We start from the raw sequence: 13,367 nt of genomic DNA, 5'->3' as shown, positions 1-13,367 counted from the left end.
TCCCGGGCGGAGCTTGGGCGGCGGCGCGGCACAGGTGTTTTTATGACATTGAGGTGACTGACCAGCTTCTCTCTGCCAGAGGCATGGGGGGCGAATGGTCACCGGAAGAGAGGAATAGATGGTAAAAATGCGAAAAATCATGATTCTTGCGGTTGTCGGTGTGATGATCCATGCCGGGGCCTTTGCCCTGACGGGACGCGAGGTGGTGGACCGGTCCGAGGAGATCGCCAGCCCGGATACGGCCACCAGCGAGGTGGTCATGGAGATTGAAAAACGGGGCAAGGTCACGGAAAAGATCTTCACCCTCACGGCCATGGACACCGAAGACGGTGAAGACCGGGCTCTCATTGCGTTTCACAAGCCGTCCCGCATCAAGCTGCTGACCCATGCCCACAAGGGCAGGGATGACGACCAGTGGCTCCAGATGTCCTCGGGCCGGGTCAAGCGCATCAGCCTGTCTTCGAAAAAGAAGGCCTTTGTGAACTCCCACTTCACCTATGAGGATATTGCGTCACGGGATGTGGACGATTACGCCTACACCCTTTTGGGCAAGGAGACCGTGGCCGGAGAGCCCTGCTACATGGTGGAGAGCCTGCGGATCAGGGGTAAGAAGGTGTATGACAAGACCGTGCTTTACATCAGCGAGAAGGACTGGTTCCTGAGGAAGATGGACTACTATTCCAAGGGCAAGTTGTTAAAAATTCTTGAGAACAAGGATATCCGGACCGTCGACGGGATCCTGACTCCCTATGAGGTGGTGATGAGCCGGGCGGGAAACAGGGGACAGACACGCCTCCTTCTCCAGGAGATCCGGTATAACCTGCCCATGAAGGCCACGGATTTTCGAAAAGAGTCCCTGCGGTAAACCGGGTGTGGCCGGTTTCGCTTTGATAATTCCTGAACGTGTGGTAAAAAAGTTGATCCCTCCTTCGGTGAAGGAGGCTTCCACGAATTGTCGTTTATCATGCCAATGACCATGAACCCGATGGAGACTATGGATACATCCAAAGCAACAGGGACGAACGCACCCCGCAACCTGACCAAGGGCGAGGCCACCCGGCGGCGCATCCTGGATGCCGCCCGCAAGGTTTTTTCAGAGCACCCCTACCATGCGGCCAGTGTCCGGATGGTGGGAAAGGCTGGGGGATTTGATCACCCGATCATTCATTACTATTTCCCGAAAAAGGCCGGCTTGTTCGAGTGCGTCATGGAAGAGCATGTGGTGGAGTTCCGCGAGTTCATGGAACACTGGTTCGACGGCCTGGACGCTTACACCACCGATGAGGGACTGGCTGTTTTCATCGAGCGGGTCATTGATTTTCATCTCTCCAACAAGAACTGTTTCAGGCCACGCTCATGCAGAACACGGCCCACGTGGAAAATTTCGATCAGTTTCCCGCCTCGGCCCAGTACGCGGTGTTCCACGACAGCTTCCTCAAGACCTTTCGCCAGAAGGTGCACCACAACGCATCGGACGAGGAGGTGAGCAAGTTCGTTTACAGCTTTACCGTCCTGGCGGCCAACTACCTGGGGGCAAGCTCCACCTACGCCCGGTTCCTGGGCATGGACGGAGAGTGCGACGCCTACTGGGATTGGGTGAAAGAGACCATTCATTACCTGTTTTTACCGCGAATGGAAAAGATTATTTTCGATCATCAGGACAAGTAACAGGCCCCTCGGGGCTTTTCAAACCGATTCTTTCAGGCGGGGCAGACGGCGATGCAGTGACCCGGCACCGGATGCCCCGGCCACAGGATACGCAACTGTTTTTTAAATAAATGCCGGGTTCCGTCAGGCATGGCATGGCCAAGAAGAAGAGATCAAGCAACTACCCCGAGCCGCAACGGCTCTCCTATCCCGAGGCGGAGAAGGCCCATTCATGGCTTTCCATGCTTCTGGATGCTTACATCATCGCGGACAAGGGCATTTATGCCAGCGTGGAGGCCCAACTCAAGAAAGGACGACGGCTTGCATGCGCCAAAGGGTGCTCCACCTGCTGCTCCACCCACGTCACCATTCCTGTCTACCCCCTGGAACTTGCGGGGATCTACTGGTACGCCATTGAGAGCCTCAGCGGAGAGGCCGCACAAACCATCCAGCACCAGCTCGCCCGGTTTCACCCCGGGGCCGGGTGTCCGTTCCTCGTGGACGGAGGCTGTGGCATTCATCCCATGCGCCCCCGGCCTGCAGGCATTTTAACGTCTTCGACACCCCCTGCGCCGAAGGGGAGGACCCGTTTTTTACCCGCAGGGGCGATGTGCTGACCCCGGATGAGAAGGCCAAGGACAAGGCCCTCATGGCCATGCTCCCTTACCACGGCATCACGGACCGGGCCGAAAAGCGCGAGACCATCAAAAAGGGGCTCATCCACAACACCGTCCAGAACCTCCAGGAGATCGAGTGGGTGAAACTGGCCCAGAGGATGGGGGGGAAATAAATAGGAAATAGGAAACAGGAAATAGGTGATAGGTGATAGGGGAACAGGGGCTGGGAAGGTCCTCGTTTCATGACCTTATGGATTACATGAGTTGGAATTGCCCGGCGAAGATGGCCGCAAGGGCCAGGGTGTAGCCGGCCAGAAAGCTGATGTAGCTGAGTTTGAGAAGTTTGAACTTCGGGGTGAGAATCACGGTGCTCATGCGGTAGAGGTCCCGGGCCACCATGGTCCCGATGGTGGCTGAGTTTTCCAGCATTTCGGCCATTTTTTCGATATAGGCCTCTTCGGTGTACTCGGCAATGCTTGAAAAGTGGAGCAAAGGGGGCTTCGGGTCCCCTTTTTTCGTGTAGCGCCTTGGGATGAGGCTGAGGACGGCAAAGAAGATGCTGAGAACCGAGGCGGAGATGCCCAGGAGGATGCCCCAGTGCCACTGGGGGCGCCCCAGGCCCGAGAGGGCGATGGGGATGAGAAACGAGTTCACCGTGATGACCGTGGCCGCGCGCCGGTCGGCAAACCCCACGTAGTTGATCTGCTTTGAGATGACCGCGCCGAGGATGGAGGCGCGAAAGACCGGCGGCCAGATGGTTTGCTTTAAGGGGTCGTGATCGGTGGGGGCTGGCATACCGCTCCTTAATATCGTTTCTTCCAAGTTGTTGGTGTGTTATTGCCGGCTTTTTTCGTCCCGACCCGGCATGGTGCCGGTGAGGAGGCAAACGGCCCAACAGGTCCGATGACAGGGGGCTCCGGCAGTTAAGGAAACCATGTTGTCATCCCATTGTCAACGCAGGGGAGCCCTCCCTTGACTTGCCTCTGCACCTGGCTTAGTCTGGAACAGGTACGGCATGTTGAAACCGGAGTGGCAACTGACAGCTGTTTTTCCGGTTTTTTTGTGCCATCGCTTGATGGACCATCGTTAACAATCGATATCAAAGAGGACTCACCATGGTGATACCCGTTATCCTTGCCGGGGGCTCAGGCACCCGGCTCTGGCCCCTTTCCCGCGAACTTCATCCCAAGCAGCTTATCGGGCTGGTCAATGAGTACACCATGTTGCAGAACACGGTGCTGCGCCTTTCCGGGTTCGAGGCCATGGGGCGTCCCATCGTGATATGCAACGAGAACCATCGGTTCATGGTGGCCGAGCAGCTTCGCAGCATCGGCATCGAGCCGTTGGCCATCATGCTGGAACCCGTGGGCAGAAACACGGCTCCGGCCCTTGCCGCTGCTGCGCTCAAGGCCCTTGAGGTCGACGAGAATCCCACCCTGCTTGTGCTCCCCGCTGATCACACCATCACCCATGCCGACAAGCTCCATGACGCCATGCGCGAGGGCCGAGACCTGGCCGAGGCCGGGCGCCTCATCACCTTCGGCATCGTCCCTGAGTCTGCGGAGACCGGGTACGGATATATCCGAAAAGGGGCATCCGTCAACGGGGGGAACGCCGTGGTCATCGACCGGTTCGTGGAAAAGCCGGACCTTGAGACCGCCGAGTCCTACGTGGCATCCGGGGAGTATTGCTGGAACAGCGGCATGTTCATGTTCGGGTGCCGGGAGGTCCTCGGTGAACTGGACCGGTTCGCCCCGGAGATCGTGGCGTCCTGCAGGGAGGCCGTGGAAAAAGGGGCCTCGGACCTCGATTTTTTCCGCCTGGATTGTGATGCCTTTTCCGCCTGCCCCGAGGACTCCATCGACTATGCGGTGATGGAAAAGACCGACAAGGGGGTGATGATCGCCCTTGCCGCCGGGTGGAACGACGTGGGCTCCTGGGACGCCATCTGGCAGATCGGAAACAAAGATGAGAACGGCAACGTGGTCAAAGGGGACGTGGTGACCCACGACGTCTCTTCCTCCCTGCTCCAGGGGGAGAGCCGGATGATCGCGGCGGTGGGTATTGAAGACATGATCGTCGTGGAGACCAAGGATGCCGTTCTGGTGGCACCTCGGAGCCGCGGTCAGGACGTGAAGAAGATCGTCAGCCAGCTCAAGGCCGACACCCGCTCCGAGGCCCAGCTCCACACCGTGGTCTACAGGCCCTGGGGGTCCTATGAGGGCATTGACGTGGCCGATCGGTTCCAGGTGAAGCGCATCACCGTCAAGCCCGGTGCCGAACTCTCTTTGCAGAAGCATTTTCACCGTGCAGAGCACTGGGTGGTGGTGCGGGGAACCGCCATCGTCACCCGGGACGACGAAAAGATCCTCCTTAAGGAGGACGAATCCACCTACATCTCACTGGGACGCGTATCTTGGCTCCAAAATCCGGGGAAAATTCCCCTGGAACTCATTGAAGTACAGTCGGGAAGCTACCTCGGGGAAGACGATATTGTCCGCCTGGAAGACAACTACGGCCGATAGGCACGGTTCGGCGAAAGGTTTTTTATGGTGAGTCGATCCGTGATGACACATGACCATTCAAAGGGTGGGGACCAACGATGAGCGGAGATGCGTTTCATTCCCTTAAGGGGCATTTTCTCCTGGCCATGCCGTCCATGAAGGATCCCAATTTTGCACGGTCCGTGGTGTACCTTTGCGAGCATACCGTGGACGGGGCCATGGGGTTTATCGTCAACCGTCCCAGTCACCTGATGGCGGCCCGTGACGTCTATCAGGAGTTCAAGCTCGAACATGTGGATGCCGCCGTGGATGTACCTGTGTACACGGGGGGCCCGGTTCAGCTGGATGAGATCTTTCTCCTGCACGGCCCCCCCTTTGACCATGAGGGTACCTTCCCCATGGGCGAGGACGTGGCCTTGTCAAACTCCATGGAGACCCTGTCGGCTGTTGCCCGGGGAGGGCCTGAAAAAGTAGCAATTTTTCTCGGCAGCTCCGGGTGGGCCGCCGGGCAGCTCGAAGGGGAGCTTGCGGGCAATGTGTGGTTGACCGTGGAATCCGGTATCGACTTGATCTTCGAGGTCCCGGCGGAGGTACGATGGGAAAAAGCCCTGGATCGTCTTGGTATTGATCCCGTGCTTCTTTCCGGAGATTTTGGGCGGGCATGACGCCCGGTAAAGGCAACCCCTGCTTCCCGACAATTAAATGGGCGCGTTCCTTGTGGACGCGCCTTTTTTTTATTCTGCCTCAACGAGTGTTCCCCGATGTTGCTAAACGGTGTTCATTTCTGTATTGACATTCCAGAACTTTCATTTTAGAAAAAACCGCGCATTGAGTCCGTTGATGAATGACGACAGGCTCACCTGGGCAGATACACCTCCTAACAATTGGTTTTTGAGGATGATATCCTGTTGAGGGGTTGCTGATCGATGCAGCTGAAATCCTCAGAGGCCCGTGTTCCGGCATGGGACGACGGATTTTGGTGAAGGCCAGCCCACGGGGTGGCTGTTTTTTGAGAATTAAACAGAACAAGTGTTTTGATATAAGCCTGCGGTTGAGCTGAGGGATGTGCCCGGCGATGCCTCGTTCAAGGCGCGTGAGCCGAACGGCACATGTCTGGGTTCGAGCAGGCCCTGGTTTTCTTAATGTAAGGAATGTGACGTGTTGACTACAATGAAATTGAGAACCCGGATGCTGTTGAGCATCTGTTCGGTCATGGCCCTGGCTTTTACGGTGACCATCGGGATCGTTGCCGTGATGTCCGGCAACCTGGCAGAGACGGAAGCCCTGGAAAAAGCGGAGCAGATGGCCTACCGGTACGGCGGCGTTGTCAAAGCGGAAGTGGAGATCGCAGCGGACTCGGCCCGAACCCTGGCTCAGGTCTTTGGAGGTGTGGTGACCGGACTTGACAAGGAGGACGGGAGCCTGTCCCGCCGGGACCTGTTGACGCACCTCATGAAACAGGTGATAGACAAAAACCCCGGTTTTTATGGTGTGTGGACGATCTGGGAGCCCAACGCCCTGGACGGCAGGGATGCCGATTTTGTGAACGCCGAGGGCCACGACGCCACCGGGCGGTTTGTGCCCATCTGGAGCCGCAGCTCGGGCAGCCTGAAGCTGCGGCCCAGCCTGAACTATCGGCGTGAAGGCGACGGGGACTACTACCTTGTGCCCCAGCGAACCGGCAGGGAGGTGCTTGCCGAACCCTATGCCTTCAATATCGGGGGTCGAAATCACCTGATGACAACAGTGAGCGTGCCCATTGTCATGGAGGGAAAAGTTCTGGGGGTGGTGGGTGTGGACATCGCCCTGAAAACCTTTCAGGATGCCTTTGCTGGCATTAAGATTTACGGGACGGGTTACCTCTCCATCGTCTCCAACGGGGGCGTGTATGTCTCTCACCCTGCAAACGGGCGACCCGGTAAGAGCCTCTTTAAGGAGACCTCCTGGGGAAAAGGGTTTGAACAGGCCATCCGGGACGGAAGACCGTTTCATGGGACCAACCACTCTGCGATCCTGGGGTGTGAGGTGGTGCGCATGGGCGTTCCTATCTGCATCGGCAAGGCCGACACCCCCTGGGCAGCCATGATCAGCATCCCCACCGCAAAGATCCTGAAGAAGGCACACACCATCCGGTATGTCTGCCTTGGGGTGGCCCTGGTTGCCATGCTGCTGCTCGTGGCCACGGTTTATGTGATCACCGGGCGCGCCACCCGGCCCATCATACGGGCCGTGACCTTTGCCGAGGCCGTTGCCAAAGGTGATTTCAGCCGGACCCTCTCCACCCGGAGGCATGATGAGATCGGCACCCTTGTGGGGGCCCTGAACTCCATGGTGGGAACCCTGGGGGACATGTTCCGGGATATTTCGGCGGGCGTAAGCCAGCTCAACGCTTCCTCTTCCAATCTTTCGGCAGTGTCAGCCCAGATGTCCTCAGGCGCCCGGGAGACCATGGAGAGGACAAGTTCATCCACAGCGGCCGCCGAAGAGATGAGCACCAACATGGCCTCGGTGGCTGCCGCCGCCGAGCAGTCCTCCCAGAATATCGGGCGGGTCGCCGCGGCCACGGAACAGATTACCGGCACCATCGAAAAAATCGCAGGAAACTCCGAGGAAGCGCGCCACGTGAGCAAGGAGGCGGTCTCCAGTGCCAAGCGGTCTTCAGAAAAAGTCAAAGCCCTGGGCGCGGTTGCCCACGAGATCAATACGGTGACCGAGGCGATCACCGAGATCTCCGCCCAGACCAACCTGCTTGCCTTGAACGCCACCATTGAGGCGGCCAGGGCAGGGGAGGCGGGCAAGGGATTTGCCGTGCGGAAAGCCATCAATACCTGGCCCATCAGACCGCCGAAGCCACCCAGGAGATCAAGCAGAAGATCACCGGCATTCAGGTCTCCACCGATGAAACAGTCAAGGAGATCGAACACATCTCCGAGGTGATCTTCCAGACCAACGAGATAGTTTCGTCCATTGCAGAAGAGGTGGATGAGCAGTCCATGGCCACCCGTGACATTGCGGACAGCATCACCCAGGCCTCCCAGGGGATGGCTGAGGTGAGCGCCAGTGTGGCTGAAAGCACGGCTGTGGCTGCGGACATGGCGCAGGATATCGTCGGTGTCAACGAGGCGGCCGAGGAGATTGCCGAGAGCAGTGCCGGTGTCAAGCAGAATGCGGGAGATCTCCACCATTTGTCGGATCAATTGAAAGGGATGGTGGAGCACTTTCAGCTTTAGCACGATGAGTGCAGCCCATATGTAAGGCACCAGATCTTCTGATGGTGTGTTTTTCGCTTGTGTCTCCGGCGGGACCTGCCGGGGGCATAAGCGTATGCCTGATTTAAAAAGTGCCTTGAGCAGGCAGGTTAAAAAAACACGATTGAATGAATGTTGTTTTAAAGGCGGATGTGATTTGCCTATTGCCGCGCGTGGGCCAGGGTCATGTCGATCATCTGTTCAATCTCCTGCCGACGGCTTCCCCCCTTGATCATGATGACCATGCCCATGAGCTGGCAGAAGAGGTGGTTGGCAAGGACTGCGGTGTCCTTTTCGGCCGGGATCTCTCCTTGCTCTTGTGCGGCGTCCAGGCAGAGCCTGAGGTCCGCTTTCTGCAGGGTCCAATGGTGCTGGACACGGTTCAGGACCATCTTGTCCATCTGGTTTTTTTCGGCCACCGTGGTGAGCAGAAGGCACCCGTTGCCTTTTCCTGAGTAGGCATAGTCGATGCGGTGGCGGAAAAAATCGGTGATATTCCCCAGGCCCAGGGGCTCGCGGCGGAGGATATGACCGACGTGCCGGTGCACGGCCCGGGTATAATGGTCGATACATGCACAGAACAGCCCTTCCTTGTTACCGAATTCCACATACATGCTGTGTTTGTTGAGCTTTGTCGCCTTGACCAGGTCGTTAACGGAGACGCCCTTGTAGCCTTTGTCAAGGAACTGCGAGGTGGCCGCGTTTAACACGTCCTGATGATTGTACTCTTTGTTGCGGGGCATGGTTCTGTCCTGTGGCGGGTTGGTGGTGAATTGGGTAAGCTAAAATGATCGTTCTGTTATGTCAAGGGGCAATGTCAGGCGCCCATGGTGCCGGGTAGATGGGTGTGGAATCTGTAGATATCTCTGATATAATGCAATATCCCGTCATGATTTCTTCCTTGTACCCCCATGAAAAGGCAGGCCCCCATGACCCATCACGCGGCAGTTGTCCGGATGATCCGATCCCTCCTTGACGCCCAGCGACTCGGCGTGCTCAGCACCCACTGCAGGGGACACCCCTACGCATCCCTGGTGGCCTATGGTGCCACCGACGACCTGTCTCGGCTTTTTTTCGTCACCCCCCGGTCCACGCGTAAATACGGAAACATGACCGAGGACGACCGGGTTGCCATGCTCATCGACAGCAGGTCCAACGCGGAAGCCGATTTTCATGAGGCCCGGGCCGTGACCATAACGGGCCGGGTGTCCGAACCCGGGGAGGACGCCGCCGCTCCCCTAAAAGCCCTTTTTCTATCCCGCCACCCCTACCTCTCCGATTTTGTCGCGGCCCCCTCCTGTGCCTTTATGGTGAAAGTCCGGCGCTGCATTTTCGTGGAGCGGTTTCAAAACGTCACCGAGATTGAGGTGAGCCCATGACCTTTCTTATGCCCCTGGCCCGTGCGGGAGCCCATGGCGAATCGGTGGTGGGGGGCAAGGCCAACTCCCTGGCCCGCATGGTGCAAAACGGTATTCTGGTCCCGGACGGGGTCTGCGTAACGTCCGAGGCGTATGGCGTTTTCGTTTCAGAGGCCGGGCTCTTTGAGCGGATCCAGATGACACTTCAGTGCAAGCCTTTTTCCGAGATGCGGTGGGAAGAGGTGTGGGACGCGGCCTTGAGGATCCGCAACCTGTTTCTGACGGCGCCCTGGCCACCTGCGCTTTATGAGGCCCTTGCCACGGGGCTGGAACAGTTCGTTGAAGGCGGTCCCCTGGTGGTGCGATCGTCGTGTCCGGAGGAGGACTCAGGAGGGGCGTCTTTTGCAGGGCTGCATGACTCTTATGTGAATGTTCGCGGCCTGGAATCCACCCTGGATCACATCAAGCGGGTCTGGGCCTCCCTCTGGTCGGACGGCGCTCTTCTCTATCGGCGGGAGCGGGAGGCTGATTTCCGTGCGGGAACCATGGCCGTCCTTGTCCAGCGGCTGGTGAGGGGGGAGGTGTCCGGTGTGGCGTTCAGCAAGAGCCCCCTGGCTGCATCCGAGGGGGTGGTGGAGGCTGTGTACGGTCTTAACCAGGGGCTGGTGGACGGCACGGTGGAGCCGGATCACTGGCGGCTGGACCGCACCTCTGGGGCTATCCTGGCGCACAGGGCTCCTGAAGGCCGGCCATCGTGCCTTGGCGCTGGCCCCTCCGGGGTCCGCACGGTTTTGCTCCCCGAGGCCAAGGCGGCCAGGCCTCCCCTGGAGGATGAAGAGGTGACATCGGTGTTTGCCCTGGCACGTCGCATGGAGTCCCTGTTCGATTCTCCCCAGGACCTGGAGTGGACCTTGGACGGGGGGCGGGTGCATGTGCTTCAGTCCCGGCCCATCACCACCTTGGAGGCACAGGGTTCACCAGGGAATGACGCGCTGCACAAGCGTCTCCATCGCAGCTATGACAGCCTGTGTGCATTAAGGAAGAAAATCGAGACCCGGCTCCTGCCGGAGATGACCGAGGCGGCCGAGGAGATGGCCAGGGTCTGTCTGGAAACCCTGAACGACGGGGCGCTGGTCCGCGAGTTAAGGCATCGTATTATTGAGATCAACGAGAGGTGGGTCGGGGTTTACTGGTCGGAGTTTATTCCCTTTGCACACGGGGTTCGGCTCTTTGGCCAGGCCTACAACGATGCCGTCAAGCCCGACGATCCCTTTGAGTTTACCCTTCTTCTGACCCATACGCCCCTTGTGGGCATGGCGCGAAACCGTCGCCTGGGAGCCCTGGCAGCCCAAATGCGGGAGCACCCGGACTGGAACGGGGGCGCCAGCTTTGGTGCTTTAGCATCCCTGAGGGATCGAGGCTGCCGTGTCTTCGTTCATCAACGATTACAGGAGAGCTCTCCTGGGCGGTGGCCGGGGGGGCTTCGGCCCAGTCGCCCCGGCAAACCCTGGTGTCCCTCGTCCTTGAGATGGCGGCCCACCCGCCCGCATCCGAGGCCACGGCCGGGGACGCATCCCGGCTGGAAGAGAGGTTTTTGGGGGCTTTTCCTGTGGAGTCCAGGGAGTATGCGCAGGGCGTTCTGGACCTGGGGCGTTCCAGCTACCGCCTCCGGGACGATGACGACGTTTACATGGGCGCCTTGGAGCGGGAGCTCTTTCGCGCTGTGGCCGAACGGCACGGTGAGCGGATCGGGACGGGGACCGTCCGGGGGCTTCGTCATGAGCTGGAACGCTTCGGGAGCCGTCCCACCATCCAAAGCGCTCCGGCCCGGGATGCGGAGGAGACCTCCGTGATCAAAGCCCGCCAGATCATGGGCCAGCCCGCCGGACAGGGGCTGGTTCGGGGAAGGGCCCGGGTGATCCGCAGCCCCGGCGACCTTGCAGGTCTGGCATACGGAGAGATCCTGGTGTGCGATGTGGTGGAACCCACCATGACCCATGTGGTGCCCCTGGCCGCAGGGATCGTGGAGCGACGCGGCGGGATGCTCATCCACGGTGCCATCATTGCCAGGGAGTACGGCCTGCCGTGCGTGACCGGCGTGCCCGATGCCACCACGCGCATCGCCACCGGGGATCTGCTCACCGTGGACGGGTACCTGGGCATCGTGACCCTGGGTGAAGCCGATGAGATCTTCGGGGAAGGGACGGCGGGCCGCGTGAAAAAAGATTGCTGATTTAAGTGCGATACGATATAAGCAGGCGTCGCATGAACCACGGGTTGCTACGACCCGTGGTTTTTTTATTGTTCAAATTGAGGAACCTTCTATGATCTGCGCAACCAACGTGGCGCTTGCCTACGGCAAACGCGTCCTGTTTAAAGACGTCAATATCAAGTTCACCCCCGGCAACTGCTACGGCCTTATCGGTGCCAACGGCGCCGGCAAATCAACTTTTCTCAAGATCCTTGCAGGGGAGATCGAGTCCGACAAGGGCGACATCAGCGTCGGGCCCGGCGAGCGTATTGCTGTCTTGAGGCAGGTCACTTTGCCTTTGATGAAGAGACGGTCATCAACACGGTGATCATGGGCCACCAGCGGCTCTACGACATCATGGTGGAGCGGGACGCCATCTACTCCAAGGCGGAGTTCACCGAAGAGGACGGCATCCGTTCCGGTGAACTGGAGGCGGAGTTTGCCGAGATGAACGGCTACGAGGCCGAGTCCGAGGCTGCGGTTCTCCTGAACGGCCTGGGGATCCCGGAAGAGATGCGCCACCTGAAGATGAAGGATCTGGAAGGGGGGGACAAGGTCCGGGTCCTTCTGGCCCAGGCCCTCTTCGGCAACCCCGACGTGCTGCTCCTTGACGAACCCACCAACCACCTGGACCTGAAGTCCATCGCCTGGCTGGATGATTTTCTGGCGCGGTTCCAGAACACCGTCATCGTGGTCTCCGCCGAGCCGCCACTTCTCAACCAGGTGTGCACCCATATCGCCGACATCGACTACGGCAAGATCCAGGTGTTCGTGGGCAACTACGACTTCTGGTGCCAGGCGAGCCGCCTGATCCAGAAGCAGAAGCAGAACGAGAACAAGAAGACCGCGGACAAGGCCAAGGAGCTCACCTCCTTTATCCAGCGATTCAGCTCCAACGCCTCAAAAGCCAAGCAGGCCACCTCCCGGAAAAAGCTCCTGGAAAAACTGACCCTGGAAGACATGCCCGTCTCGTCCAGGCGATACCCCTGGGTGGCCTTCAAGCCGGAGCGTCCCTGCGGCAACGTCATCCTGGAGATCGAAAACCTGAGCAAGACCATCGACGGCCAGGAGGTGCTCCGCGACCTTAACCTGGTGGTCAACAACGGGGACAAGGTCGCCTTTGTGGGGGACAACGGCCTTGCCAAGAGCACCCTTTTTCAGATTCTGGCAGGGGAGATGGAGCCGGACTCCGGCAGCTTCCGCTGGGGTCAGACCATCACCCCCTCTTTTTTCCTCAAAGAGAACCGGCAGTACTTTGAAACCGATATGACCCTGGTGCAGTGGCTGCTCCAGTACGCGCCCCCGGAAGAGGGAGAAAGCTTTGCCCGCGGTTTTCTGGGTCGCATGCTTTTCTCCGGTGAAGAGGCCATGAAAAAGACCGGGGTTCTCTCCGGCGGGGAGAAGGTGCGCTGCATGCTCTCGCGCATGATGCTCTCTGATGCCAACGTGCTGGTTATGGATGAACCCACCAACCACCTGGACCTGGAGTCCATCACCTCGCTGAACGAAGGGCTCATGGCCTTTCCCGAGGTGGTTCTCTTTGCGTCTCACGACCATCAGTTTGTCTCCACCGTGGCCAACCGCATTGTGGAGCTTACCCCCCGGGGCAGCCTGGACCGGCTCATGAGCTTTGACGACTACCTGGCCAGCGCCGATGTCGCAAAGGAGAGGGAAGAGCACTACTGCGGCGAGAGCGCCCTGGCGCTGTAAGCTTTTAAAATTCTTTGGCGACCGGGCCAAGC

The 13,367-nt window shown here is 59.0% G+C and carries 16 protein-coding genes and 1 pseudogene; 14 read left to right on the top strand and 3 right to left on the bottom strand.

The annotated features are described in order from the left end of the window. The first annotated feature begins 127 nt into the window (after nucleotides 1–127). Together ACOYW1_RS15065 and ACOYW1_RS15060 are read left to right on the top strand one after the other, a co-directional pair. The gene (locus ACOYW1_RS15065; RefSeq protein WP_482423438.1) at nucleotides 128–865 is read left to right on the top strand and encodes an outer membrane lipoprotein-sorting protein; all 738 of its coding nucleotides are present in this window, start codon (nucleotides 128–130) and stop codon (nucleotides 863–865) included. Between the two features lie 99 nt (nucleotides 866–964). Continuing rightward, nucleotides 965–1,141, top strand: a pseudogene (locus tag ACOYW1_RS15060) (TetR/AcrR family transcriptional regulator); the annotation flags it as partial. Here the strand turns inward: ACOYW1_RS15060 and ACOYW1_RS15055 are convergent. Beyond that, entirely contained in the window at nucleotides 1,094–1,324 is a 231-nt protein-coding gene (locus tag ACOYW1_RS15055) for a hypothetical protein (RefSeq protein WP_482423903.1), read from the bottom strand. The pseudogene ACOYW1_RS15060 and the gene ACOYW1_RS15055 overlap by 48 nt on opposite strands. A 32-nt stretch (nucleotides 1,325–1,356) precedes the next feature. Here ACOYW1_RS15055 and ACOYW1_RS15050 point away from each other — a divergent pair, with 32 nt between their 5' ends. The 3 genes from ACOYW1_RS15050 to ACOYW1_RS15040 all read left to right on the top strand — a co-directional run bounded on the left by ACOYW1_RS15050 (nucleotide 1,357) and on the right by ACOYW1_RS15040 (nucleotide 2,437). Next, nucleotides 1,357–1,668 (top strand): hypothetical protein, encoded by a 312-nt coding sequence (locus ACOYW1_RS15050; protein ID WP_482423902.1) that lies wholly within the window; start codon nucleotides 1,357–1,359, stop codon nucleotides 1,666–1,668. 134 nt (nucleotides 1,669–1,802) lie between these two features. Continuing rightward, a complete protein-coding gene (locus ACOYW1_RS15045; RefSeq protein WP_482423437.1) occupies nucleotides 1,803–2,264 on the top strand; it encodes a YkgJ family cysteine cluster protein in 462 nt (153 codons plus the stop codon). Continuing rightward, on the top strand, nucleotides 2,258–2,437 hold the full coding sequence (locus tag ACOYW1_RS15040; RefSeq protein ID WP_482423436.1) for a hypothetical protein: 180 nt from the start codon (nucleotides 2,258–2,260) through the stop codon (nucleotides 2,435–2,437). The genes ACOYW1_RS15045 and ACOYW1_RS15040 overlap by 7 nt, the downstream gene beginning before the upstream one ends. Nucleotides 2,438–2,519: 82 nt before the next feature. Here the strand turns inward: ACOYW1_RS15040 and ACOYW1_RS15035 are convergent, their stop codons facing one another. Next, nucleotides 2,520–3,059: a Pycsar system effector family protein gene (locus ACOYW1_RS15035; RefSeq protein ID WP_482423435.1), complete on the bottom strand. Its 540-nt coding sequence runs from the start codon at nucleotides 3,057–3,059 to the stop codon at nucleotides 2,520–2,522. A 320-nt stretch (nucleotides 3,060–3,379) separates the two neighbouring features. On the opposite strand from ACOYW1_RS15035, the gene ACOYW1_RS15030 reads away from it, so the two are divergent. The 4 genes from ACOYW1_RS15030 (at nucleotide 3,380) to ACOYW1_RS15015 (ending at nucleotide 7,998) form a co-directional block, all read left to right on the top strand. Further along, nucleotides 3,380–4,789, top strand: a complete 1,410-nt coding sequence (locus ACOYW1_RS15030; RefSeq protein ID WP_482423434.1) for a mannose-1-phosphate guanylyltransferase/mannose-6-phosphate isomerase — start codon at nucleotides 3,380–3,382, stop codon at nucleotides 4,787–4,789. 77 nt (nucleotides 4,790–4,866) lie between these two features. After that, nucleotides 4,867–5,433, top strand: a complete 567-nt coding sequence (locus ACOYW1_RS15025) for a YqgE/AlgH family protein (protein ID WP_482423433.1) — start codon at nucleotides 4,867–4,869, stop codon at nucleotides 5,431–5,433. Nucleotides 5,434–5,926: 493 nt separating this feature from the next. After that, on the top strand, nucleotides 5,927–7,705 hold the full coding sequence (locus tag ACOYW1_RS15020; RefSeq protein ID WP_482423432.1) for a methyl-accepting chemotaxis protein: 1,779 nt from the start codon (nucleotides 5,927–5,929) through the stop codon (nucleotides 7,703–7,705). Beyond that, nucleotides 7,702–7,998: a hypothetical protein gene (locus ACOYW1_RS15015; protein WP_482423431.1), complete on the top strand. Its 297-nt coding sequence runs from the start codon at nucleotides 7,702–7,704 to the stop codon at nucleotides 7,996–7,998. Before ACOYW1_RS15020 ends, ACOYW1_RS15015 begins: the two co-directional genes overlap by 4 nt. Nucleotides 7,999–8,177: 179 nt before the next feature. Here the strand turns inward: ACOYW1_RS15015 and ACOYW1_RS15010 are convergent, their stop codons facing one another. Continuing rightward, nucleotides 8,178–8,759 carry a TetR/AcrR family transcriptional regulator gene (locus ACOYW1_RS15010; RefSeq protein ID WP_482423430.1) on the bottom strand — a complete coding sequence of 194 codons (582 nt, stop codon included), beginning with the start codon at nucleotides 8,757–8,759 and terminating at the stop codon, nucleotides 8,178–8,180. 186 nt (nucleotides 8,760–8,945) lie between these two features. Between ACOYW1_RS15010 and ACOYW1_RS15005 the strand changes: the two genes are divergently transcribed. The 5 genes from ACOYW1_RS15005 to ACOYW1_RS14985 all read left to right on the top strand — a co-directional run bounded on the left by ACOYW1_RS15005 (nucleotide 8,946) and on the right by ACOYW1_RS14985 (nucleotide 13,335). Beyond that, nucleotides 8,946–9,395: a pyridoxamine 5'-phosphate oxidase family protein gene (locus ACOYW1_RS15005; RefSeq protein WP_482423429.1), complete on the top strand. Its 450-nt coding sequence runs from the start codon at nucleotides 8,946–8,948 to the stop codon at nucleotides 9,393–9,395. Continuing rightward, a complete protein-coding gene (locus ACOYW1_RS15000; RefSeq protein WP_482423428.1) occupies nucleotides 9,392–11,227 on the top strand; it encodes a PEP/pyruvate-binding domain-containing protein in 1,836 nt (611 codons plus the stop codon). Before ACOYW1_RS15005 ends, ACOYW1_RS15000 begins: the two co-directional genes overlap by 4 nt. Beyond that, a complete protein-coding gene (locus ACOYW1_RS14995) occupies nucleotides 11,224–11,607 on the top strand; it encodes a PEP-utilizing enzyme (RefSeq protein WP_482423427.1) in 384 nt (127 codons plus the stop codon). The genes ACOYW1_RS15000 and ACOYW1_RS14995 overlap by 4 nt, the downstream gene beginning before the upstream one ends. Nucleotides 11,608–11,698: 91 nt before the next feature. Then, complete coding sequence (locus ACOYW1_RS14990) at nucleotides 11,699–11,953, top strand: ATP-binding cassette domain-containing protein (protein ID WP_482423426.1); 255 nt, start codon at nucleotides 11,699–11,701, stop codon at nucleotides 11,951–11,953. 2 nt (nucleotides 11,954–11,955) lie between these two features. After that, nucleotides 11,956–13,335, top strand: coding sequence for an ABC-F family ATP-binding cassette domain-containing protein (locus ACOYW1_RS14985; protein ID WP_482423425.1), 1,380 nt, complete (start codon nucleotides 11,956–11,958; stop codon nucleotides 13,333–13,335). Nucleotides 13,336–13,367 lie beyond the last annotated feature (32 nt).

Source organism: Desulfoluna sp. CYM3A, from assembly GCF_056829965.1.
This window is presented reverse-complemented; position numbering and strand designations above follow the sequence as displayed.